Genomic DNA, 23,423 nt, shown 5'->3' on the forward strand with positions numbered 1-23,423 from the left:
CTTCTGCCCACGAGAAATGGGCAGAAACAGCAAGAGGAGCGTTATTTTTCCAGCTGCATCAGCTGGCGTTCGTGAACCTTAAAGAATGGACGATAAAGCATCCATGCGTTGAAAAAGGCAAATAGGCACATGCACATATTCTTCCAGCTACCGTTGGCCGACCATGCAGCACCCAGCGGTGAGGGCATTGACCATGGCAGCATTGCAACGGCCCTGTCGAGGATACCCATTTGCGTCAAATACCAGGCTATACAGGCATTTATCAACGGAACAAAAACAAAGGGCAGTAAAAAAACCGGGTTCATGATGACGGGGAAGCCAAACAATATTGGCTCATTAATGTTGAACAGAGAAGGCAAAAGACCAATCTTTCCCACACTCTTCAACTGCCTTGAGCGGCTTCGTATTGCCATAAACACCAGTGGCAGCGTAGAGCCGATACCGCCAATCAACAGATAAAAATCCCAGAACCCCTGTAAATAAATATGGGGCAGCACAGCCTCTCCAGCGGCCAGGGCTCGCTGATTTTCAAACAGATAGGTGAGCCAGAACGGGTTCATGATCCCCGTAATGATCAGCGCGCCGTGAATACCGACGAACCATAAAAGATTACACAGAAACAAGGAGATAAGCACAGCCGTGAGAGTATCTGACGCTACAATGAGTGGGCGCAATGCTTCCCCAATCAGTTGCGGCAAAATCTGTCCGGTCGTCTGCAGCATCACGGCATTCATCACGCTGATGGAAAGCATAATCACCAGCAGCGGCATCAGCAGCTGGAAACCATTCCGTGTCATCACCGGCACCTCATCCGGCAAACGAATGCACCACCCTTTATTATAAAAAAACCTTATAATTTCAATCGAATATGCGCTTGAAATGAGGGCAGTAAAAAGCCCCATCCCTCCCAGAAAAACATTCGTCGCGCCATTATCCCGAAAACCGATAAACAGCAGAAAGGCGAGACATCCGGTGAGCCCGCATAACCGTTCCGGTAATTGATATTGCTTGGCAAGGCTGGCACTTGCACCAAATGCAACAATCAACGCCACCAGGCCGAGCGTCAGCTCAAAGGTTGGTAACAGCATCGGACGCAGCAGCAGATAAAAAGATCCGAATCGTGAGGTGCTTGAAATGGCGAACGGTGGAAACAGCATTGGCACCATCAGACTTCCCACGATGACAAAAGGCATTGCAAGAGAAAAGCCGTCTCGCATTGCTGTAATGTGTTGATTTTTAGTGATTATATTCGCCACCGGCGTGAGGCGTTGCTCTATCAAATCCACAGCAACATTCATCAAATGAATGTTCATAAGTCGACCTTAGTAGTTCTTGAATAGCAGGGATGATCGCGCACATTCATACAAAGTGAAAGGTGCTCTCAAGTGATCGTGGTCACAATTACCTTATCCGCAAACGGAAAGCGCTTTCCGTTTTGTTCCGTGGTGACTATATTCCAGCCATAAATTCAAAGGAGACGTTATGAAAAAAATCATGTTGTGTTGTTCTGCCGGGATGTCTACCAGCCTGCTGGTAAAAAAAATGGTCGATGAAGCGCACAGGCGTGGCCTGGAAGCGGAAATCAAGGCGTATGGCGTTGCCGAATTTGCCGAGCAGGTTGGTCACTACCAGGTGGTATTGCTTGGACCACAGGTGAAGTACATGCAAAGCGATCTACAGAAACAAGCCGATAAATACGGGATCCGCGTTGAGCCAATCAACATGATGGATTACGGCATGCAAAAAGGGGGCGCCGTTCTCGATTTCGCCCTCTCCCTGATAGATAACAAATAAAGAAGGGAAACCCTATGAGCTCTCTGTACGCAAAACTAATTCAGGTTATCGAAAAGAAAATTACTCCGATGGCGGGCGCCGTCGGCCAGCAAAAATATGTCACCTCCATTCGTGACGGCTTCATTACCGCTCTGCCGTTCATGATTGTGGGTTCTTTTATGCTGGTATTTATCTTCCCCCCCTTCTCGCCCGACACATCCTGGGGCTTCGCCAGGGCATGGCTGCAATTCTCGCTCGATCACCGTGAAGCTCTCATGCTGCCCTTTAACTTCAGCATGGGAATTATGACGATCTTTATTTCCGTCGGGATTGCCGCAAGTCTGGCCAAACACCACGATCTCGACGCACTTACCGCCGGGATGCTCTCTTTAATGGCCTTTTTGCTTGTCGCTGCGCCATTGAAGGACGGGCAGATTTCAACGGCCTACTTCTCCGGTCAAGGGATCTTTACCGCCATTCTGGTGGCTATTTACTCCACGGAACTTTACGCCTTCCTGAAGCGACATAATATTACCATCCGCCTGCCGCCGGAGGTCCCAACTGGCGTAGCGCGCTCGTTTGAGATCCTCATCCCGGTACTGGCAATCGTCATCACGCTGCATCCGCTGAACCTGCTTATTGAAGCGCAACTGGGGATGATTATTCCCGAAGCGATTATGTCGCTGGTGAAACCGCTGGTTGCCGCGTCCGATACGCTCCCCGCAGTGCTCCTCTCGGTGCTGGTGTGCCAGGTGCTCTGGTTTGCCGGTATCCATGGTGCGCTGATCGTCACCGGTATTATGAACCCTTTTTGGATGGCAAACCTGTCCGTAAACCAGGCGGCAATCGCCGCGGGTGAAGCTATCCCGCATATTTACGTTCAGGGTTTCTGGGACCATTACCTGCTAATTGGTGGTGTTGGCTCGACGCTGCCGCTGGCCTTCCTTTTGCTGCGCAGCAAAGCCATCCATTTGCGGACTATTGGGCGAATGGGCGTGGTACCAGGGGTGTTTAACATTAACGAACCCATTCTGTTTGGTGCGCCCATCATTATGAATCCTCTGTTTTTCCTGCCGTTTGTGCTGGTCCCGATGGTCAATGCCACCTTCGCATGGTTTGCACTGGATCTTGATTTAGTCAGCCGTGTGGTATCGATGACGCCATGGACAACACCTGCACCCATTGGCGCATCATGGGCAGCCAACTGGAGCTTCAGCCCTGTGATCCTGTGCCTGATATGCATGGTGACATCTGCCGTCATGTACTTCCCCTTCCTGAAGGCCTACGAAAAACAGCTTCTGGAACAAGAGCATGAAAACGCGGTTGAACATGCAGAAGATGCGGCTCAATCCGCCTGAAAGTAGAACATAGAGGAAAAAAACATGGAATTAGAAGAACAAGTTATGGGCATCATCATTAACGCGGGTCAGTCGCGCAGCCTTTGTTATGAAGCCCTCGGCTGCGCAAAGCAAGGTGATTTTGAAGCCGCAGATCAACTAATGAAAGAGGCGACTCATTTTGCCCGCGAAGCTCACCTTGTTCAAACCCAGCTCATTGAAGTTGATGAAGGCGAAGGGAAAACCAAAATGACGCTGGTGATGGTGCATGCGCAGGACCACCTGATGACCTCCATTCTGGCCAGGGAGCTGGTGACCGAACTTATTCACATTTACCGCACACGCCCGCACCAGGCATAACGACAGCAGAGAGGCCGCGGCCTCTCTTATGACAGAGGATTGTATGCATTATCTTGGACTGGATATCGGTGGCACAAAAATGGAAGCTGTATTGCTTTCAGCTCAAGGCGATTATCTCTGGCGTAAGCGCCAGCCGACTCAGAAAGAAAGTTACGCTGAATTTATGCTGCATCTGGTGAGCCTTATTGATGATGCCCGCGCGGCTAGCCCGGAACCCTTCACCGTAGGGGTCGGTCTGCCTGGCGCAATTGACCCGCAAACGGGGCTCATCAAAAATTGCAATTGCCTGGTTCTTAATGGTCACGATCTGAAAGCCGATCTTGCCGAACGTATCCGGCAGCCAGTGTGGATTGCCAATGACGCTGATTGTTTTACTCTCTCTGAAGCGGTAGATGGCGCAGGTGCAAAGGCTGACACCGTATTTGGTGTGATTATCGGTACGGGGTGTGGCGGTGGGATCGCCGTGCGCCGGCATTTGTTACAAGGCCCAAACGCCATTGCCGGCGAATGGGGGCACAACCCGCTTCCGGGGTACGTACCAGCGATTGATGGCCCCGCTCAGCCCTGCTACTGTGGCAAGCATAACTGTATTGAATCCTTTATTTCCGGTACCGGTTTTGCCCGTCGTTTCCCGGGAAACCTGACCTCTCAGGAAATTATCAACGCCGCAGAACAGGGAGATCCGAAGGCGCGCGAACACTGGCGGCATTTTATTGATGCATTTGCCCGTAGCCTGGCGTCAGTCATCAATATTCTGGATCCCCAGGTCATTGTGTTAGGAGGAGGATTGTCGAATGTCAGCAGAATCTACGATGATCTGCCTGTCGCTATTATTTCTTATCTCTTTTCTGAAACCTGCTATACGCGCATTGTTCCGGCGCGCTTTGGCGACGCCAGCGGCGTACGTGGCGCAGCCTGGCTTCCCCGGCTGAACGCGAACGAAACATAAGCGTCATGACCGGCGACGGGACGATTCTTCGGGAGGGTTATGTTAAGATGATGAAAACTCACCACGCAGAAAACGCTATGCCAACGATTGATGATGTATCTCGATTAGCCAATGTTTCCAGAGCAACGGTTTCCCGCGTGCTGACGGGGACCAGGGGTGTTCGCGAAGAGAGCCGTGAGGCGGTATTACGGGCTGTAGAAGAACTCAACTACCGCCCAAGCTTCGCCGCGCAAAACCTGGCGAGTCAGTCATCAAGCCATATCGGTGTGGTGCTTTCCTCACGTGAGGAAAGCAGTGGCGCACGTATTCTTCCCGCGCTTGCGCGCGCAATGAAAGTGCTGAACAAAACGCTGATCGTCCAGTATGTGGATAATGACGTCGAACATGCAGCTTCGGTAGATGATTTACAACGACAATGCGCCGCCGTTGTAGTGTTCGGACCAGTTGTACCGGGCAGTGGCGATAACGTGATTTCTTTCGACCGACCCGTGGTGGACGCGAAAAGTCAGGGCTACGATTTCGCCTTTGCTACGGAGAGCGCCTGCCGCTACATGATAGGTAAAGGCCATCGCAACATCGCGCTGGTTATCGATAACGAGACGGATGACGCAAGCAAGCGAATGGTTGAAGGTTATCGCAATGTGTTGCAGAACTACTCATTTCCGTTTAATCGCCAGTTGGTATTAACAGCCAATGAGAGTGTCGAACGCGCGCTGTTGACGCTTATTAATAGTCTGAGCAAGTTCTCTTCCATCGTAGTTAAGCGTGATGCTTACGCTGCGGAGGCCATGCGCCTCTTCCGCGAATTTAATATTGCCGTGCCTCAGGAGGTATCCCTCCTCAGTCTTGAGGATTCACCGTTGGCCACGCAGTTATATCCGCAACTGACCTGTATTTCATGGCCAATGGAACCCCTCCTGCACCAGTGCGTACAGCGTATTAAAAGCATCGTTGAGGGTCGTCCGCTTCGCGAAACGGAACTGCCACCGATAATTGGTAAGCTTACGCCTCGCCAGTCGGTGCTGGAAATGAGTTAAATATTTTTCAGGAGTGAAGATATGAATGCAGTCCAGCTTTTGTGTTCTCTGGCATTGATGTTGGTCGCATCCTTTCGCATTTTTGCGCAGGAACCAGGGCTCCCGCTGAAGGAACAGGTCAATACAGATGAAGGTACAATCTGCGTTTATGAACGCGGGGAACACCGTGAAAAAATCGTTATTCCTGTTGGTCAGGCGTGCCCGAAAACCTCAGCTAACAATAATGAATGATGTCAGCGTGTGGGCGCTGTCCTTGAATGTAAAATCCACTGACGATTACGCCCATCTGTGAAAATAGCTCACAACACCATTCGATGGCGCATGCTGGTTCCCTTCATGTCAGTGCAATACCCTGTCACATACAGAATTGCTGGCAATAAAAGAAGGAACACAGAATGAAGTATGTGAATCTGGGTCGTAGCGGTTTGCAAGTCTCCCGTCTTTGTCTCGGTTGTATGAGCTATGGTGAACCTGAACGCTTGCCTCAACCCTGGTCCCTGGATGAGAAGGCGTCACGTCCGCTCATTCGCCAGGCGCTTGAAGCGGGCATTAATTTTTTTGATACCGCGAATATTTACTCGGGCGGAAGTTCTGAAGAGATCACTGGAAAAACGCTGAGAGAAATGGCCAGACGCGATGAGGTCGTTGTGGCGACAAAGACCTTCTTTCCGTGGCGCAACTCACCCAATACCGGGTTTCTTTCCCGCAAGGCCATTTTTCAGTCTATTGACGACAGCCTGATGCGCTTAGGTATGGATTATGTGGATCTCTTTCAGATTCACCGCTTTGACCACTCAACGCCTGTTGAAGAGACCATGGAGGCTCTGCATGACCTCGTTAAATCAGGAAAAGTACGTTACATCGGCGCATCATCTATGGAAGCCTGGCGCTTTGCAAAAATGCAGCATACTGCAGAGCGTAACGGCTGGACCCGATTTATTACGATGCAACCGCAATACAACCTGCTTTACCGGGAAGAAGAGCGCGAGATGTTGCCCCTGTGTGAAGACCAGGGCGTTGGTGTGATCCCCTGGAGTCCGATGGCGCGGGGCAGGCTCACGCGAGACTGGAGTGTCACGTCCCGACGAACGCAAAACGATGCCTTTGCGTTAAAAATGTATGAGAACGCAGCCCTGCTGGATAAGCCCGTTATTGATGTTGTTGCCAGCATTGCTGAAAAGCACGATGTGCCAAGAGCCCATGTTGCAATTGCCTGGTTGCTATCAAAAACGGTCATCACAGCACCGATCATCGGCGCGACGAAACCAGAACATCTTTCCACGGCTATCAGCGCGCTGGACTTTTCACTTAGCGATGCCGAAATCATGGAACTCGAGGCACACTATCTGCCGCACCCCGTCGACGGGATCATCCCCCCACTTCCGGATACGCCACCTTCACTCACGCCGCCTTCAGCAATACAGGACTGTTAATGCCCTAAGCGCGTTATGATTTAGTCCATTCATGTGGTTTATCCCTGACAATAACACAGAGGGAGACATTATCTACAGTCTCCCTGTGACAGTAAGTATAAAGGTGGCCATCACCGTTTAACTTTTATCAAACTGACTTTCGGTAAACGGATCTGCGCGACCGCCCTGCAATGGGATCCTGGCAAGCGCTGCATCGATTTCGCTTAATTCGCTGTCCGTCAACCGGACTTGCGGTGCACCACTGTTTTCTATTAGGTGCGGATATTGCGTCGTACCCGGTATGGGGACTATCCATGGCCGCTGTGCCATCACCCAGGCCAGTGCGAACTGAACCGGAGTGGTGTTTTTGCGGCGGGCCCACGATTGCGCGAATTCAAGCAGTACCATGTTTTTGGCCAGTGCATCGGGCTGGAAGCGTGGCAGGTTATGCCGCCGATCGGTGCTGTCGAACCGCTGGCTTGGATTGACTGCTCCGGCAAGGAAGCTGCGGGCGGTCGGGCAGTAAGGTACGAAACCGATACCCAGCTCTTCGAGCGTTGGAAATATCAGTGTCTCCGGTTCACGCCACCACATGGCATACTCACTCTGCACTGCAGCCACAGGGAGTACCGCATGTGCGCGGCGGATTGTCCTGGCACTGGCTTCCGACAATCCCCAGTGTTTCACTTTACCCTCCTGGATCAACGCCTTCACGGTTTCTGCCACATCCTCAATCGGCACATTCGGATCGGGGCGATGCTGATAAAGAAGATCGATGTGGTCCGTTTTCAGACGCTTTAGCGAGCCCTCTACGGCGCGGCGAACATGGTCAGGATGGCTGTTTAGGGAGGTAGGCTTCCCCTCCTCCACGCCGAAACCGAACTTAGTGGCAATCACCACACGATCGCGAACGGGGGCCAGTGCTTCCCCGACAAATTCTTCACTGAGATGGGGGCCATACACCTCGGCAGTATCAAAGAACGTGATGCCTTGTTCGAAGGCTGCCCGGATGAGCGAAACCATGGCTTTACGATCGCGCGGACCACCGCCGTAATACCCCACCATGGGCAGACACCCCAGCCCCATGCTTGAAACCTCCAGCGAGCCGAGTTTACGCGTGGTTAAGGTCTCCTTCTGGACGGGAACAGCATCCGAAGGGTCGTTCGACGTGTCCTGACCAGCCGGTTTAGCCATCACTGCTCCGCTCCTGCCAAGGGTGGTAGCGGCCAACGCCAGACCGGCGCCGGCGATCAGAAAATTGCGACGATCCCGGGAAGCGGGTACAGAAGCAGAATGCTGGTCATGCATCATCTTGCTCATAAACTGGAACTCCCTATAGCGAAGAAAGGATTCATTAATTTGATCATTACCAGGCATAAGCCTGGGGCGCTTCTCCCCCGGGTCCGGGCCAGATTTCGTCGAGGCAGCTCATGGTGTCGTCTGATAGCGTGATTGTCGTTGCGTGAAGCGCCTCCCGGAGTTGTTCGACCGTACGTGGCCCGATAAGTGGAGCAGTAACGACAGGATTCTGCAGGAGCCACGCAAGCGCCACATCGGAAGGTGTTTCACCGAGGTCCTCACATAATCCTTCGTAGGCTTCCAGCTGCGGACGATACTGTTCGATAAGACGGGAAAACTCGGGCCTGGCACGGCGCCCGCTTGCCATCTTTTTCAGTACGCCGCCAAGCAACCCTCCGGCAAGTGGGCTCCAGGGAATCAGTCCCAGCCCAAAATGACGGCATGCGGGAATGACCTCCAGCTCAATAGTTCGGGCAGTCAGATTGTAGAGACTTTGCTCAGCAACCAGGCCCAGGGAATGACGGGCCGTGGCAACTGACTGTGCAGTCGCAATGTCCCAGCCCGCGAAATTGCTGCTACCGATATAAAGGACTTTTCCCTGCTGAACAAGGAGTTCCATGGCCTGCCAGATCTCTTCCCATGGCGTACAGCGATCGATGTGATGCATCTGATAGACGTCAATATGGTCGGTCTTAAGCCGTCGCAAACTGTCCTCACAGGCTTTGCGAATATGGTAAGCAGAAAGACGCCGATCGTTCGGACCCGGTCCCATTGGCTGATAGGCTTTCGTCGCCAGAACGATACGGTCACGGCGGCCACCCTGCTGGAGCCAGCGACCAATAATTTCTTCAGACAGCCCCGAACCTTGCTGGATATCGGGTGATTGTTCAGTGCCATACACATCTGCTGTATCAATGAAATTTATACCCGTCTCAAGCGCTTCATCCAGAATGCGGGCACTGGTTTTCTCGTCGGTGACGTCACCAAAATTCATGGTTCCGAGACAAAGGCGGCTGACTCTCAGGCCGGTGCGGCCAAGATGCGTATAGTTCATACACGGCTCCGTTAAGTGAATGTTCCGCCCTGACCGACGGCCAGAGCGCATAATTTTCAAGAATAACGAAGCACAACGTGTTCAGTGAGAGGCGATGAGTGGATGGACTTGTGAAAAAAATTCAGCAACGGATTAGCCCTGGTCGGTCTAATGTGTATATCATTTCCGTATCAACGCATTCGGCCTTTAACGCACAAGGAAAACTATTCTGTATGCAAATAAGCAGAGCTGATGTCGCCGATCTCATTTATTTCATGGCTATTGCACGTCATCGCAGTTTCAGCCGTGCGGCGATTGAATTAGGTGTCAGTGCATCAGCGCTTAGTCATGCTCTGAAGGGACTGGAAACCCGGCTCGGGGTTCGCCTGCTTAATCGTACGACCAAGAGCGTTACCCCTACGGCTGCAGGTGAAGAACTGGTTCAGTCTGTCCTTCAGCCTTTCGACAAGATAGAAGGCGCGCTTGAATCGCTTAACCGGTATCGTAATACCCCTACCGGACGTATCCGCATCAATGCTGCCGTTGAAGCGGCCAATCTTTTGCTTGCGCCGGTCATGCCTGCGTTTATGGATCGCTATCCCGATATTGAAATTGATATTGTGGCCAGCAACCGTATGGTTGACGTCACTGATGCGGGCTTCGATGCGGGTATCCGCTATGGTGGCACCGTCCCGGAAGACATGGTTGCCCGCCGTTTATCTGCCGATATTCGCTGGGTTATCGCAGCATCCCCCGACTACCTGGAACGTTACGGAACGCCTGAACATCCGGATGATTTGTTACACCATCGCTGTATAAGCAATCGTCTCGGCGACGATCGGATTTATCGCTGGGAACTTGAGCGAGACGGCGAAACGTACCAAATCACTGTGCCAGGCTCTGTGACGGTCAATCAGGCTGAAACGGGCCTTGTGGCCGTATTAGGCGGAGCCGGCCTGATGTATTTTCCGGAGCCTCTTGTTGCACCCTATGTGAAGGATGGACGGCTCCGCCTGGTGCTTACGGAGTGGTCCCCGCTGGAGGAAGGTTTTCATATCTATTATTCAAGCCGCCGGCAACTACCGACCGGGCTTCGCCTTCTGATTGAGTTCATCCAGGAGGCCAGGCCGCTGGGGTTGTGAAATAGCACTTCCATGCGGGACGATGCGTTATCGTCTTTATCGCCCCGTAACGGATATCAGAAAATCAATCAGGGCCTTCACTCTTTTCGTTTTACCCGCGTTTTTGGGGTAATAGAGATACACTGGCGGGTAGGTTTTCCAGTAGCTCTCCATCACGGGTATAAAGCGCTCCCTGTCCGGCTGTAACTGTAAGATGGGTTCAAACAAACGTCCGATTCCCAGGCCGTTACGGATCCCGTCTGCCATAACGTCAATATCGTTGCTGATTAACTGCCCGGGCATCTCAACCGTCAACTGCTCTCCGCGATCGTTCAGAATCAACGGAAGGATGCGGTTGTTAGTAATAAAACGGTAGCCAATCAGCTTGTGTTGACTGAGGTCAGCCGGCACCTCGGGCATTCCATGCTCGCTGATATAAGCTGAGGATGCATATAACCCTTCACGAAAGGGTTTCATTAACGGCCGCGCCACTACCCCACCTTCGAGGATATCGCCAAAACGGATCCCAAGATCAAAACGCTCTTCGATAACATTCACGGTACCGTCGTAAACCGAAATTTCCAGCTGTACACCCGGGTATTGCTGACAGAATTCCGCCATGGCAGGCTTAAGAATTAACAGATAGGCAAAACGCGAGAGCGTGATTCGCACGATACCAGAGGGCTCCTGATTCTGGTCGCGAATGCTTTCAAGCGAATTTTCCAGCGACTCCACCGCCGCAGCGGTCTGTTCCAGCAACAGCTGCCCAGTTTCCGTCAGCTCAATACGGCGGGTCGTACGCACAAAAAGCGGATGGCCAATATGCTCTTCCAGCAGCTTAAGCGCATTGCTGACGGAGGGAGGCGTAATTTCCAGTTTTCTTGCGGCTGCCGAAATATTGCCCTCACGTGCAATGCTCTGAAAGATGCGTATCTGGTTATACAGGGCGTTATTCATAATGTGTTCCTAAAGCAATCTCCGCCTGATTATTAAGTACAGTCTAAAGATGCTTAAGTCAATGCTCCTCTAATCTTCGTGAAATTCGCCTCTTATACTTTTATCTCTTTCTACAACGACCTGAGTTCAGGAGACTATGATGCGAATTTTATGTCTGGATATCCCCGCACCTGGAGCATCGCTGGAAAAATATGCTCCACACCTTAACGCTGAAGCGCTACACGCTTGGGGATTGTATAAATCCGGCTTCATCCGCGACATCTACTTCCGTCAGGACAGACCTGGCGTCGCTATTTTTCTTGAATGTGACTCTGTCGATGAAGCAATGAACGTAATGGCCGAGTTCCCGCTGGCTAAAGCTGGCTTATTAAGCTTTGAGTGCATTCCGCTTGGCTCCTTTATTAACTGGGAAAATCTCTTTGCCGCTGAATTTAAGAATAAAGAGTGAGGCCCGATATGAAACCTGCAGATAAACCCGTGCTGTGTGTCGTTTCCAGTCATCCGATTAAAGGCGCATCCGGTGTACCAACCGGTTTTTTCCTGGCTGAGCTGACGCATCCGCTGAAAGTACTGGAAGATGCTGGCCTAAAAACGACGATAGCCAGCATTCGCGGGGGACAGCCGCCGGTGGATGGATTTGACCTCAGTGACTCTGTCAACGCCTGGTTCTGGAACGAAACCGATTTTCAGCAGCGCCTGGCCACAACGCCTGCGTTATCTGAGCTGAACGGTTCCGATTACAGCGCCGTTTTCTTTGCGGGCGGGCATGGAACCATGTGGGATTTCCGCGACAGCCATGATGCCCAGCGTATTATCCGCGAAGTGTATGAAAGTGATGGGATTGTCTCAGCCGTCTGTCACGGGCCTGCGGCACTGGTTGACGCAAAGCTCAGCAGCGGCGAATACCTGGTGAAAGGCAAAAACGTGGCGGCCTTTACCAACAAGGAAGAGGAAGAAGTTCACACCACAGATGTGGTTCCCTACCTGCTTGAGACTGCACTCCGCGAGCATGGCGCGCTTCATCATGAAGCCCCGAACTGGTCTGAAAACGTGGTTACCGACGGACGCCTTATCACGGGGCAGAATCCCGCTTCAGCGCACGGTGTCGGTGTGGCGCTGTTAAATGCCCTCCGCCAGCCAACTTAATTCATTCATCTGTCTTTCATCGTTACTCACCCTCTTTGGCCGGTTTACGTCAGCAACGTTCCGGCCTTTTTACAGGAGCTGAATATGAAAACACTACCTTCCGTCGCGCTGGGCACATGGTCCTGGGGCACAGGCTTTGCCGGTGGCGACACCGTCTTCGGCAATCATCTTTCTGATACTCAGATGGCAGACGTGTTCACCACGGCCATGAGTAAGGGTCTCAATCTCTGGGATACCGCAGCAGTATATGGCATGGGGAGTTCCGAGGCAGCGCTGGGAACATTAGTCCGTCAGTTCCCCCGCGAGGATATGATTTTATCCACCAAATTCACACCGCAGATTGCTGACGAACAGTCAGCGCAGCCTGTCAGCGATATGCTTGAGGCCAGCCTTGGACGTCTGGGTGTGGACGTGATTGATATCTACTGGATCCACAATCCCCTCGACGTTGAGAAATGGACGCCAGGTCTGATCCCACTTTTACAAAGCGGTAAGGTAAAACGCGTCGGGGTTTCCAACCACAATCTGGCACAAATCAGACGCGCCAACGAAATCCTTAACGCTTCCGGTTATTCCCTCAGTGCAGTACAGAATCACTACAGCCTGCTTTATCGCGCCTCTGAAGAGGCCGGGATCCTTGATTATTGCCGACAAAATAACATCACGTTCTTTGCTTACATGGTCCTGGAGCAAGGCGCGCTCAGTGGTCGTTATGATTCAAATCATCCCATGCCTGCCGGGAGTGGCCGGGCCGAAAGTTATAACGCAGTACTGCCGCAGATAGAAAGATTAACCGCCGCCATGAAAAAAATGGGAGCCGAAAGGAATGCCAGCGTTGCACAGATAGCCATCGCATGGGCTATTGCAAAAGGCACCCTTCCCCTCGTTGGTGCGACTAAAGCCCATCACGTTCTGGACGCCGCCTGCGCTTCAGACATTCAGTTACGCGATGAGGAAATCATCCTGCTGGAACAACTCGCCACAGAGACCAGAGTGGATACACGAGGCGCCTGGGAAAAACCGATGGTGTAAACCCCATCCGGGACAGACTGTCATGAATGGCACTCACGAACGGGCTGTTCCGGGCGATCCTAATCTGCATCACTTTTACTGCTTTGTATGAAGGGTGACAATATGAAAATCATTTGCCTCGAAGAACATTATCTCGACAGCGAGTTAGGGCGAGCGTGTATGCCTGTTGCGCTTGAGCAGGCACCTTTCCTTGGCGACTGGGGGAAAACCGTCGCTGATGGTCATAATCCTGACCGAAGCCGGCCGCAGATAGAAAAGAATGCGCTGATAAACGCGAAAGGCGCTGATTTGGGAAGCCGCCGCCTCAGGGATATGGATGAGGCGGGAATTACCCTGCAGATACTCTCTGTGGGCGGATTCCCCCAACTGGCACCCGAGGATGAAGCGGTAACATTAAATACGGCGGCAAACGATCGCCTTGCCGAGGCGGTAAGAAATCACCCAGATCGCTTCGCGGCATTTGCCACACTTCCCTGGGCACAGCCGAAAGATGCTGAAAATGAGCTTGTCCGCGCAGTTGAAAAACTAGGATTTAAAGGAGCACTGCTGAATGGCAGACCCTCTTCATGCTTTCTCGATCATCCTGACTATGACTCCCTGCTTTCCCGCTTTAATAAACTGAATGTGCCACTCTATCTTCATCCCGGATTACCGCTTAAAAGCGTACAGCAGGCCTACTTCACGGGCTTCAGCGCAGAGGTCAACGCCAGGCTTTCTATGTTTGGCTGGGGCTGGCATCACGAAGCGGGGATCCATTTGTTGCGGCTGATGTTATCGGGCGCATTTGATAAATATCCCAACATGCAGGTAATCAGTGGCCACTGGGGGGAGATGTTACCCTTCTGGCTCCAGCGTCTTGATGACAGCCTACCACTGGCTGCAACGGGTCTGTCACGCACGCTAACGAGAACCTTCCAGGAACACGTTTACGTTACCCCGTCAGGTATGCTGACACTGCCGCACTTCAAGTTTATCTACGAGTTAATGGGGGCAGAAAGGATCCTGTTCTCCGTCGATTATCCCTATCAGACCCTGGACGGTGTAAAAACCTTTATAGACAGTCTGCCCGTCAACAAGGCTGAAAAAGAGGCCATCGCATTTCGCAATGCAGAACGTTTACTGGGCATCACGGCGTAGTTCACGGGTTCGTGATGACCGGTACAATGAGAACAGTTGACCATTATTAGTTTTTGTCTAAAAGTGAATGAGTCTTTACTACTCTAAAAAAAATAATGGTGTCACTCTATACTGGGTTAAACATTCACCAAATATATTTAACTCATTGAAATGAAAAATATCCTTATTGTTTCAGGCCATCCTGAGCTTACCCATTCCGTCGCCAACGCCACTATCCTTGATGAAGTGGCGACCGCCCTTCCCGATGCTGAAATTCGTCGTCTGGACTGGCTCTATCCGGACGGCAAATTCAATATCGCTGCGGAGCAGGAAAGCCTGCTCAGGGCTGATGTGATTGTCTGGCAGTTTCCTTTTTCCTGGTATGGGCTGCCCGGGTTAATGAAACATTGGCTGGACGAGGTCTTTGTCCACGGCTTCGCGCATGGCTCAACGGCGAAACTGGGCGGTAAAAAGCTGATCCTCTCCTTCACTACAGGGGCGCCACAGGCGCTCTATACCGCTGACGGTTTCTTTGACCATGCCATTGAAGAATATCTTATTCCGTTCGAGACCACGGCAAAACTGTGCAATCTTGAGCTGCTGGCGCCGGTTTATACCTGCGGTATCAGCTATGCCGACCGGGATGCCGACAAAATAGCGCAGCAAAAAACGCTTGCCCGGGAACACGCTTCAAGGCTTGTCGATCTGCTCAATTCCGTCGTGAATAATCCAGAGGGAGAATAACGATGCAGTATACCCGGCTCGGTAAAAGTGACTTACTGGTCTCCCGCATCTGTATGGGATGTATGGGGTTTGGCGACCCGTTAACGGGCCAGCATCGCTGGACGCTGGACGAAACAGCAAGCCGGGACATCATCCGCTACGGTCTCGAAAAGGGTATCAATTTTTACGATACCGCCATCGCCTATCAGAACGGCTCCAGCGAGCGATACGTTGGCCGGGCGCTGCGGGAGATGGCAAAACGCGAGGACGTGGTGCTGGCCACCAAGTTTCTGCCGCGAACCGCCGAGCAAATTGCCGCGGGGATCGGCGGAAAAGAGGCAATAGCCCGATCGCTCGACCAGAGCCTACAGAATCTGGGGATGGACTACATCGACCTCTACATCTACCACATCTGGGATTACAACACGCCAGTTATTGAGGTGCTTGAAGCGCTTCATGCCGCCGTTACTGCGGGGAAAGTGCGCGCTATTGGTATTTCCAATTGCTATGCCTGGCAGCTTGCGAAAGCGAACGCCCTTGCCGAACGCGAAGGGCTGACGCCCTTTGTCTCTGTGCAAAGCCACTACAACCTGATTATGCGTGAAGATGAACGAGAGCTCTTCGGTCTGTGCGCTGAAGATGATATCGCCATGACCCCCTATAGCGCGCTGGCCAGCGGTCGTCTCTCCCGGAAAGAAGGCCACACGCGGCGAGCCACCGAGGATGCCTATGCCCGCGGAAAATATGACAGCACGGCTGAACAGGATCGGATCATTATCGAGCGCGTCTCCGAGCTTGCTGAACGGCATCAGGTGTCCATGACGGAAATCTCACTCGCCTGGCTGCTGACAAAAGTCACGTCACCTGTCGTAGGGGCCACAAAAAAAGATCACGTCGATGGCGCGGTAAACGCCGTAAATCTTCAACTGAGCCCGGAGGAAATCCGGTTTCTGGAAGAAACCTACCAGCCGCACGTTCTGACGGGGATCATGGCGCAAAACACGCCGCAAACTAAAGACGCCAGGCAGGTCTGGACGCGGTAGCCCTTATTCTCTTTCATGAAAGGTTATGAGGAGGAAGGATGATTTTTAAAACAGTGGTAGCCACTCTTTTCACACTCTCCGGGCTCGCGCCAGCCCTGGCAGCAACGCCTGCTTATTACATCGCAGAGTTTCAGGCGACCGATCTTGACGCTATCAAACCGTACAGCGCTCAGGTTGAATCCACCTTCAGACCTTTTGGTGGACGCTTCATCGTCAGAGGAGGTGAACCCGATGTTAAAGAAGGGTTTGGAGCACAGGGCAGACTGGTTGTAATCAAGTTTGAGAGTCTCAAAAATGCCCAGGACTGGTATAGCTCGGTCGCGTACCAGAAGATCATTCCTATCCGACACCGTGCTGGCAATTCGCGAACCTATATCGTAGAAGGATTGCCAGAACTGGCTCCTGTTACACCATAGCGTTTTACAGTCCTGTTAAGACAAAGGAGGTTTATGATGGTGTTACTTCAGCGCAGAGCAGCAGCATTGTTTTTGTTTGCCTTTATCTTCCTCATGCCCGTTAGTCATGCTTATAGCCGTGAAAAGACCGACATTAAAACGCTCGTTATCGTCTCTCACCCTTATCCGGAACGCTCAGTTCTGACAAAAGGGCTGCAGGAAGCCGCTGAGAGTCTGGAAGGCGTGACGGTTCGCAACCTTGAGACACTGTATGGCTATGACACACGTCGGATTAATGGCGACGCGGAGCGAAAAATGATGCGTGAGCACAGGCGTGTTGTTTTTATCTTCCCGACACACTGGTTCAACATTACACCAATGATGAAGGCCTGGCTGAATGAAACCTGGGGAAGTGTCGGACCCGGTCTTTGGCAGGGAAAGGAGATGTTTGTTGTCAGTACGGCTGCGGGGGGAAGCTCCACTTACGGGACGGACGGCAGGATCGGGGTATCGCTTGCGGATGTGTTTTTACCGATGAAGGCAAGCGCCCTGCACGCAGGTATGACGTGGCTTCCTCCCCTGGTCTTTGAGAGCGCCAGCAGCGGTCGGTTACCTTCTTACCAACACCAACTTATAGAACGTCTTAAACGGCCATTTCAGTAAAAGGATCATCGTGAAAAAGACTCTTATGCTTTTAATTTGCATGCTGATAAGCAGCCCTGTCTTTGCAACAAAACTGGACGCGCCGGATAAGCGAGTGATGAATCTCTTTGAGCTCGGCGTCAGGCCCGATCGGGACAAAGATTTTGCAGACGTAGCCAGACAGTCGATTTCCGCTTCGGTTGATCATGAAGCAGGTACGCTGGCGATGTACGCCCTGCACCGCAGCGACAATCCACGTAAGGCATTCATGGTCGAACTCTATGAAAACGAGAGTGCTTACCGCAAACATCTGAATGCCGAACCATACAAGGCATTCGCTGCCCGGGCACCTGACATTATCGATCGGAAAAATAAAATCACTCTGGAGCCCCAGTTTCTGGGGGACAAACACATCATACCGAATGAGCGAACCATTAATAATCTGGTGATCGTCGAGGTAAAGCCTGAATTACAGACCGAATTTAAAAACATCGTCATGCCTGAAATGGCTGAGTCGCTCAAAATAGAGAAAGGCGTGTTAGCCATGTATGCCGCTACAGACTCACAGACTCCGAACCGCTGGTATTTCTATGAGATTTACGCCAGTGAGGAAGCGTATCAACTGCACCGTCAAACGCCACACTTCCGCGACTATCTCAGGCAAACGGCGAATATGAGCGTCAGTAAGGACGCTATCCCGGTAAAACCGGTATTTCTTCGTAACAAAGGCGGAATCAAACAGGATCCGCACCGTTGACCAGTGAGGATTGACATGAAAAGCGTAATTGCAGCGGCGGCCATGTCGCTTATTTCTGATTTTGCTAATGCTGAGGAAACAAGAGGTAAAGCGATGATGAAAATTGAACCTTCAGCGATTTCTGAAGCTGATATTCGTTCTGTTTCACCGGCTCTTGCGCGCTTTGGTCGAGAAGCTATTACTGAAGATCTGTGGACACGCGATGCCCTCTTGCCAAGGGATCGTAGTATGGTGACCGTCGCCATGCTAATTGCCAGAAACCAGCCTGGCGACCTTAAGCACTATATAGACATTGCCCTTGATAATGGCGTTACGCCAGCGGAATTGTCAGAAATCATTACCCATCTGGCGTTCTACTCAGGTTGGCCAAATGCAATGTCAGCCGTCAGCGTGACCAAAGCAGTATTTGAAACTCGTGGCGTCACGGCAGATGCACTTCCTGACGCTTCTCCGGACCTGCTTCCTCTCAACCAGGATGCAGAAAAGCAGCGTTCAGAGACAGTGGAAAAAAATGTTGGCCCAATATCTCCGGGCCTGGTTAAATTCACTGCAGATCCACTGTTCCTGGATCTCTGGCAAAGACCCGCGCTGAAACCCCGCGACAGAAGCCTGATTACGGTCAGCGCCTTAATCGCATCCGGACAGAGCGCGCAGATTGGCTATCACCTCAATAGAGCAATGGATAATGGACTTTCTGTTGAGGAAGCTGGTGAGATCGTTACCCAGGCCGCCTTCTATGCTGGCTGGCCAAACGCATTTACCGCTGCTTCGGTTGTCGGAGAGGTGCTAAACAATCGATCATCGAGTAAAAGGTAATATTACTGAACACTAAAACTTGATGCACATCACAAAATTAGAACGAACAGTTCATGAACCAACAGGCGTGACATCGAGTGATTTATGGACAGCGTTTAACACAGTTATGAACCAAAACTGAGTTCATAACTGTGAGTTTGAATCGCCATTTGATTAATATCCATTTAAAACAGTTTGTTATACTGTTTCTGGTGCTGAAGTAAATTATGTATATTCCTCAAACCCAGAATAGTTAAATTACATTGAGCATACCTGACGATCTCCACATGGGATTATGAACCTGGTAATTTGTGGTGATTAGCGACCTCCCGCAAAGTAGATCAAACTGCCCTTTTTTCTTCTTAAGTAAAAGCAGCTTGATCTAAACGAGTCGATGCCGCAGATTCAAGACTCCATTTGTTCATGAAGTCATCTCAATCAGCCGCAAACTCAGCAGACCGTTACTGTCTGAAATGTCGCTGGGTGGCCGGTTCATTAACCTGACAGGCCTGAAGCCTGACATCAAACCATCGCTGGAGGAAGCATGCTTAAAAAATCGATAGTCGCCCTTTCATTGTTTTTCGCTCTGACGCCCGCCGTTTTTGCGGGCAATAGCGAAAGCGAGCTGTTGAATAAAAAGAATGTGATTGATTTTTATAATAAGGCCTTGAATGAAAAAGACTTCTCTGCCGCCAGGCCTTATCTAGGGGATCGCTATGTACAGCACAATCCGATGGCAAAAGATGGCGTGGAAGGCTTCGAGCAGTTTATCGCTTTTCTGAAGAGTAAATATCCCGACTCGCACAGCGAAATTAAGCAGGCATTCGTCGACGGAGATAACGTGATCTTGCATGTTGAAGTGACCGGTCGTGAGCCAGGCGTTACGCGGGCTATCGTGGATATCTTCCGCCTCAACGAACAGCACAAAATCGTTGAACATTGGGATGTTACCCAAAACGTTCCGCAAAAAACCGCCAGCGGCAACGGCATGTTCTAAGACCTTTGACTCACGCTCTTGCTTTCCCTTTTTTCATTCGTACAGAAGATTGCTTGTTTAAATAATTTATTTACTTTACTGTAAAGTAAATAAATTCATGAGATCACACTGATGCTCAACGAAAGAAATTGGGGAAAGCTTCTTTATTTCATTGGCTTATGGCTTTTGAGCTCCAGTGCTGATGCTGGTTTGCCAAACTTCAGCAGTGAATACTTGCGCGCATCACCATGTGTTGCAACCCGCAAATTGTTCACAATCAACTCCTACGGCGTGGCAAAACAGATACCGCCCTTGCCTTTTTCTCCTCTTCCGGCTGACGACGAGCTAAACGAACCAACTGACGCGTTTGCTATGCAAAAATCCCTTAACTGACTAAAGGTGAATAACAATGCTGGCCCGTTTTTTTGTCTTTCGCCCGGTTTTTGCCGCGGTCATCGCCATCTGCATCATGGCAACCGGCGCTCTCGCCATGATGACTTTGCCGGTGGAACAGTATCCGGATATCGCCCCGCCTGCTGTTAATGTCACGGCTAACTATACTGGCGCTTCAGCAGAAACCGTCGAGGATAGCGTTACTCAGGTGCTGGAGCAGCAGATCAAAGGTATCGATGGGTTGATCTACTTTTCCTCAAGCAGCAGTTCAGCTGGCCAGGCCCGCATTAGCCTTAGTTTCGATCAGGACGTTAACCCTGATATGGCGCAGGTACAGGTACAAAACGCGGTAAATCAAGCAATTACACGATTACCACAAGAGGTGCAGCAGCAAGGAATTACCGTTACCAAATCTCAGGGGGACAGCTTGATGGTGGTAGCCCTGTATGACCCAAGCAGGCAATTAACCAGCCTTGATATTAGCGATTTCCTCATCAGCTCTTTACAAGAACCGTTGAGCCGCGTCGAAGGTGTGGGTGAAACCACTGTTTTTGGCGCGCAGTATGCCATGCGCATCTGGCTCAATCCGCTCAAACTAACCAGCTATGGATTGATGCCCTCGGACATACAGGCCGCGATCGAGGCGCAGAATTCGCAAGTGACCAGCGGTGAAATTGGTTCTCTGCCGACGATTGAGGGACAATATTTGAACGCCACGGTGACGACGCAGTCCCGCCTTGGTCATCCGGAGCAGTTTGAGAATATTATTCTACGCACTCATCGCGATGGCTCAGTAGTGTACTTGCGCGACGTGGCCCGCGTGGAAATCGGCGCGGAAAACTATCAAAACCAAACGACGCTCAATGGTTACCCTTCCGCTGGGATCTCAATTCAGTTGGCCTCGGGAGCCAACGCGCTGGAAACGGCGGAGAAAGTTAGGACTGAAGTCGAACGCCTTTCTCCCCGCTTTCCACAAGGCGTAATCGCCGCCTATCCACGCGACAGCACTCCGTTTGTGACGGTATCGATCGAAAGCGTGGTGCATACGCTGATTGAAGCGATACTCTTTGTCGTGGCCGTTATGTATCTTTTTCTTCAAAGCTGGCGTGCAACGCTTATCCCGACCCTGACGGTACCGGTGGTTCTGTTGGGCACTTTCGGCATTCTCAGCCTGCTTGGCTACAGCATCAATACACTGACCCTTTTTGCCATGGTGCTGGCAATCGGGCTGCTGGTAGATGACGCTATCGTGGTGGTGGAAAATGTTGAACGTTTGATGGCAGAGGAAAACCTCACTCCACAGGAGGCCACGCTGCGCTCGATGAATGAGATAACCGGGGCGCTGATAGGTATTGCTCTGGTTCTCTCCACCGTTTTTATCCCGATGGCGTTCTTTGGTGGCTCTGTGGGGATTATCTATCGTCAGTTCACCGTGACCATTGTTTCAGCAATGGCGCTGTCTGCATTGGTCGCTCTGACGCTGACGCCAACGCTGTGCGCCCACCTGCTCAAGCCTGGACACATAAATAAAGGTCGTTTTTTTATCCTCTTCAATCGCGGAGTCGCAATAAGTCAGAACAGCTACCTGGCCACACTTCGTCGAATGACCGCCCATCCACTCCGTTTTGTTTGCCTGGCCCTGATACTAACTTTTTTGATGCTCTGGCAATATCAAAAGCTCGCAAGCGGATTTTTGCCCGAGGAGGATCAGGGCGCGGTTATGGTTCAGTACTCGCTGCCGTCTGGTTCGCCGATGTCGATGACCGAGGCCGTTGGCGCGGATATTACCCACTATTTTATGACTGAGGAGAAAGATAACCTCGACGTTATTTTTATGGTCACAGGAAGAAATAATGCCGGTAGCGGGCAGAACGTCGGTATGGCATTCGCTGAGTTAAAACACTGGGACCAGCGTCCCGGGAAAGAAAACAGCGCTCAGGCCATTATTCTACGCGCGAACCAGTATTTTAATAACAATGCCAGGCAGGCCAACATAAGCGTGATGTCACCCCCGACCATTCGCGGTCTCGGACAATCCAGCGGTTTTGAATTATGGCTGCAGGACAGCGCCGAAAATGGCAGTGCGGCACTTATGCAGGCACAAACCACCCTGCTCAATGCCGCCAGAGAAAATCCTGCTCTTAACGCGGTAAGGATTAATAGTCTGGAGGAAAAGGCGCAGCTGCAAGTCGATGTCGACCGACAAAAAGCCCAGGTTCAGGGGCTGGATCAGGCCGATATCAACAATACGCTTTCAGCGGCCTGGGGGGGCATATATGTTAACGACTTTGTCGATCGAGGGCGGGTTAAACGCGTGTATATCCAGGGAGACGCGCCCTGGCGTTCAACACCGGAAAATTTATCCGCCTGGTTTGTCCGTGGCAACAGCGACAACATGGCGTCCTTCGACAGCTTCTCGACGCTTCGCTGGACCAGCGGACCGCAGATGCTTCAGCGTTTCAATGGGCTGTCGGCCGTGCAGTTTCAAGGAGGTGCTGTGTCTGGCGTCAGCTCCGGCATGGCAATGGCTGAAATGTCCGAAATGGCCAGCTCGCTGAACGGATTTGACCTGCAATGGAGCGGTTTGTCCTGGCAGGAGCGCTCATCTTCGGTGCAAACGCTGTGGGTCTATCTGGCATCGCTAGCCTTTATGTTTCTGTGCCTCGCTGCCTTATATGAAAGCTGGTCGATCCCCATTGCCGTGATGTTGATTATCCCGTTGGGCATCATTGGCGCGATCAGCGCTTCGTTGCTCGCCGGTTATGAAAATGATATTTATTTCCAAGTGGGGATGTTAACAACAATGGGCCTTTCGGCCAAAAATGCGATCCTGATCGTCGAATTCGGGCTATCGCAGTTTCAGCAAGGAAAAAGCCTGACGGAAGCCGCACTGGAAGGCGCACGGCTGCGCTTGCGTCCGATTATTATGACCTCACTCGCATTTGTTGTCGGCGTGATCCCTCTGGTACTCTCTGCAGGTGCCGGCGCTGCCAGCCAACAAGAAATTGGGACGGCGGTGATTGGCGGCATGCTTTCAGGGACGCTACTGACGTTGCTTTTCGTTCCACTATTTTTCCTGCTAGTGCAGCAAGGAATTATGCGACTGAAAAGTCGCAAACAGTAAGGA

At 51.5% G+C, this 23,423-nt stretch carries 25 protein-coding genes; 21 read left to right on the forward strand and 4 right to left on the reverse strand.

Translation table 11 applies throughout. The annotated features are described in order from the left end of the window. Positions 1 to 41: 41 nt before the first annotated feature. A complete protein-coding gene (locus EAE_RS19215) occupies positions 42 to 1,313 on the reverse strand; it encodes a PTS sugar transporter subunit IIC (protein WP_032708022.1) in 1,272 nt (423 codons plus the stop codon). A 169-nt stretch (positions 1,314 to 1,482) separates the two neighbouring features. Between EAE_RS19215 and EAE_RS19220 the strand changes: the two genes are divergently transcribed. From EAE_RS19220 to EAE_RS19250, 7 genes are all read left to right on the forward strand, one after another. Then, positions 1,483 to 1,794, forward strand: coding sequence for a PTS sugar transporter subunit IIB (locus EAE_RS19220; RefSeq protein WP_015705379.1), 312 nt, complete (start codon positions 1,483 to 1,485; stop codon positions 1,792 to 1,794). Between the two features lie 14 nt (positions 1,795 to 1,808). After that, the gene (locus EAE_RS19225; protein ID WP_015366646.1) at positions 1,809 to 3,131 is read left to right on the forward strand and encodes a PTS sugar transporter subunit IIC; all 1,323 of its coding nucleotides are present in this window, start codon (positions 1,809 to 1,811) and stop codon (positions 3,129 to 3,131) included. A 24-nt stretch (positions 3,132 to 3,155) separates the two neighbouring features. Then, positions 3,156 to 3,470: a PTS lactose/cellobiose transporter subunit IIA gene (locus EAE_RS19230; protein WP_015705380.1), complete on the forward strand. Its 315-nt coding sequence runs from the start codon at positions 3,156 to 3,158 to the stop codon at positions 3,468 to 3,470. A 43-nt stretch (positions 3,471 to 3,513) separates the two neighbouring features. Further along, positions 3,514 to 4,419, forward strand: a complete 906-nt coding sequence (locus EAE_RS19235; RefSeq protein WP_015705381.1) for an ROK family protein — start codon at positions 3,514 to 3,516, stop codon at positions 4,417 to 4,419. Between the two features lie 77 nt (positions 4,420 to 4,496). Then, positions 4,497 to 5,456 carry a LacI family DNA-binding transcriptional regulator gene (locus tag EAE_RS19240; RefSeq protein ID WP_015705382.1) on the forward strand — a complete coding sequence of 320 codons (960 nt, stop codon included), beginning with the start codon at positions 4,497 to 4,499 and terminating at the stop codon, positions 5,454 to 5,456. A 21-nt stretch (positions 5,457 to 5,477) separates the two neighbouring features. Then, entirely contained in the window at positions 5,478 to 5,687 is a 210-nt protein-coding gene (locus tag EAE_RS19245; protein WP_015705383.1) for a hypothetical protein, read from the forward strand. A gap of 164 nt (positions 5,688 to 5,851) precedes the next feature. Further along, complete coding sequence (locus EAE_RS19250) at positions 5,852 to 6,889, forward strand: aldo/keto reductase (RefSeq protein ID WP_015705384.1); 1,038 nt, start codon at positions 5,852 to 5,854, stop codon at positions 6,887 to 6,889. A gap of 117 nt (positions 6,890 to 7,006) precedes the next feature. Here EAE_RS19250 and EAE_RS19255 read toward each other — a convergent pair whose 3' ends face one another. Continuing rightward, complete coding sequence (locus tag EAE_RS19255; protein WP_045414205.1) at positions 7,007 to 8,188, reverse strand: aldo/keto reductase; 1,182 nt, start codon at positions 8,186 to 8,188, stop codon at positions 7,007 to 7,009. 46 nt (positions 8,189 to 8,234) lie between these two features. After that, on the reverse strand, positions 8,235 to 9,221 hold the full coding sequence (locus EAE_RS19260) for an aldo/keto reductase (protein WP_015366639.1): 987 nt from the start codon (positions 9,219 to 9,221) through the stop codon (positions 8,235 to 8,237). Between the two features lie 212 nt (positions 9,222 to 9,433). Here EAE_RS19260 and EAE_RS19265 point away from each other — a divergent pair, with 212 nt between their 5' ends. After that, a complete protein-coding gene (locus EAE_RS19265; RefSeq protein ID WP_015705386.1) occupies positions 9,434 to 10,342 on the forward strand; it encodes a LysR family transcriptional regulator in 909 nt (302 codons plus the stop codon). Between the two features lie 36 nt (positions 10,343 to 10,378). Here EAE_RS19265 and EAE_RS19270 read toward each other — a convergent pair whose 3' ends face one another. Continuing rightward, a complete protein-coding gene (locus tag EAE_RS19270) occupies positions 10,379 to 11,278 on the reverse strand; it encodes a LysR family transcriptional regulator (RefSeq protein WP_015705387.1) in 900 nt (299 codons plus the stop codon). A 139-nt stretch (positions 11,279 to 11,417) separates the two neighbouring features. Here EAE_RS19270 and EAE_RS19275 point away from each other — a divergent pair, with 139 nt between their 5' ends. The 13 genes from EAE_RS19275 to EAE_RS19335 all read left to right on the forward strand — a co-directional run bounded on the left by EAE_RS19275 (position 11,418) and on the right by EAE_RS19335 (position 23,420). After that, positions 11,418 to 11,726 (forward strand): hypothetical protein, encoded by a 309-nt coding sequence (locus EAE_RS19275; RefSeq protein WP_014831950.1) that lies wholly within the window; start codon positions 11,418 to 11,420, stop codon positions 11,724 to 11,726. Positions 11,727 to 11,734: 8 nt separating this feature from the next. Further along, positions 11,735 to 12,424, forward strand: a complete 690-nt coding sequence (locus EAE_RS19280) for a type 1 glutamine amidotransferase domain-containing protein (protein ID WP_015705388.1) — start codon at positions 11,735 to 11,737, stop codon at positions 12,422 to 12,424. Between the two features lie 84 nt (positions 12,425 to 12,508). Further along, positions 12,509 to 13,456 (forward strand): aldo/keto reductase, encoded by a 948-nt coding sequence (locus EAE_RS19285; RefSeq protein ID WP_015705389.1) that lies wholly within the window; start codon positions 12,509 to 12,511, stop codon positions 13,454 to 13,456. Positions 13,457 to 13,558: 102 nt separating this feature from the next. Beyond that, positions 13,559 to 14,593: an amidohydrolase family protein gene (locus EAE_RS19290; protein WP_015705390.1), complete on the forward strand. Its 1,035-nt coding sequence runs from the start codon at positions 13,559 to 13,561 to the stop codon at positions 14,591 to 14,593. Positions 14,594 to 14,743: 150 nt separating this feature from the next. Beyond that, a complete protein-coding gene (locus EAE_RS19295; RefSeq protein ID WP_015705391.1) occupies positions 14,744 to 15,316 on the forward strand; it encodes an NAD(P)H-dependent oxidoreductase in 573 nt (190 codons plus the stop codon). 2 nt (positions 15,317 to 15,318) lie between these two features. Beyond that, on the forward strand, positions 15,319 to 16,338 hold the full coding sequence (locus EAE_RS19300; RefSeq protein WP_015705392.1) for an aldo/keto reductase: 1,020 nt from the start codon (positions 15,319 to 15,321) through the stop codon (positions 16,336 to 16,338). A 38-nt stretch (positions 16,339 to 16,376) separates the two neighbouring features. Then, complete coding sequence (locus EAE_RS19305) at positions 16,377 to 16,754, forward strand: DUF1330 domain-containing protein (RefSeq protein ID WP_015705393.1); 378 nt, start codon at positions 16,377 to 16,379, stop codon at positions 16,752 to 16,754. Between the two features lie 36 nt (positions 16,755 to 16,790). Then, on the forward strand, positions 16,791 to 17,396 hold the full coding sequence (locus tag EAE_RS19310) for an NAD(P)H-dependent oxidoreductase (RefSeq protein ID WP_015705394.1): 606 nt from the start codon (positions 16,791 to 16,793) through the stop codon (positions 17,394 to 17,396). A gap of 40 nt (positions 17,397 to 17,436) precedes the next feature. After that, positions 17,437 to 18,132 (forward strand): putative quinol monooxygenase, encoded by a 696-nt coding sequence (locus EAE_RS19315; RefSeq protein WP_047079454.1) that lies wholly within the window; start codon positions 17,437 to 17,439, stop codon positions 18,130 to 18,132. A 15-nt stretch (positions 18,133 to 18,147) separates the two neighbouring features. Continuing rightward, positions 18,148 to 18,948: a carboxymuconolactone decarboxylase family protein gene (locus tag EAE_RS19320; RefSeq protein WP_015705396.1), complete on the forward strand. Its 801-nt coding sequence runs from the start codon at positions 18,148 to 18,150 to the stop codon at positions 18,946 to 18,948. A 523-nt stretch (positions 18,949 to 19,471) separates the two neighbouring features. Then, on the forward strand, positions 19,472 to 19,924 hold the full coding sequence (locus tag EAE_RS19325; protein WP_015705397.1) for a nuclear transport factor 2 family protein: 453 nt from the start codon (positions 19,472 to 19,474) through the stop codon (positions 19,922 to 19,924). Positions 19,925 to 20,035: 111 nt separating this feature from the next. Next, positions 20,036 to 20,296 (forward strand): hypothetical protein, encoded by a 261-nt coding sequence (locus tag EAE_RS19330; RefSeq protein WP_117025731.1) that lies wholly within the window; start codon positions 20,036 to 20,038, stop codon positions 20,294 to 20,296. 16 nt (positions 20,297 to 20,312) lie between these two features. Beyond that, positions 20,313 to 23,420, forward strand: a complete 3,108-nt coding sequence (locus EAE_RS19335; protein ID WP_015705398.1) for a multidrug efflux RND transporter permease subunit — start codon at positions 20,313 to 20,315, stop codon at positions 23,418 to 23,420. Positions 23,421 to 23,423 lie beyond the last annotated feature (3 nt).

It is taken from the genome of Klebsiella aerogenes KCTC 2190, from assembly GCF_000215745.1.
Lineage (GTDB): Bacteria > Pseudomonadota > Gammaproteobacteria > Enterobacterales > Enterobacteriaceae > Klebsiella > Klebsiella aerogenes.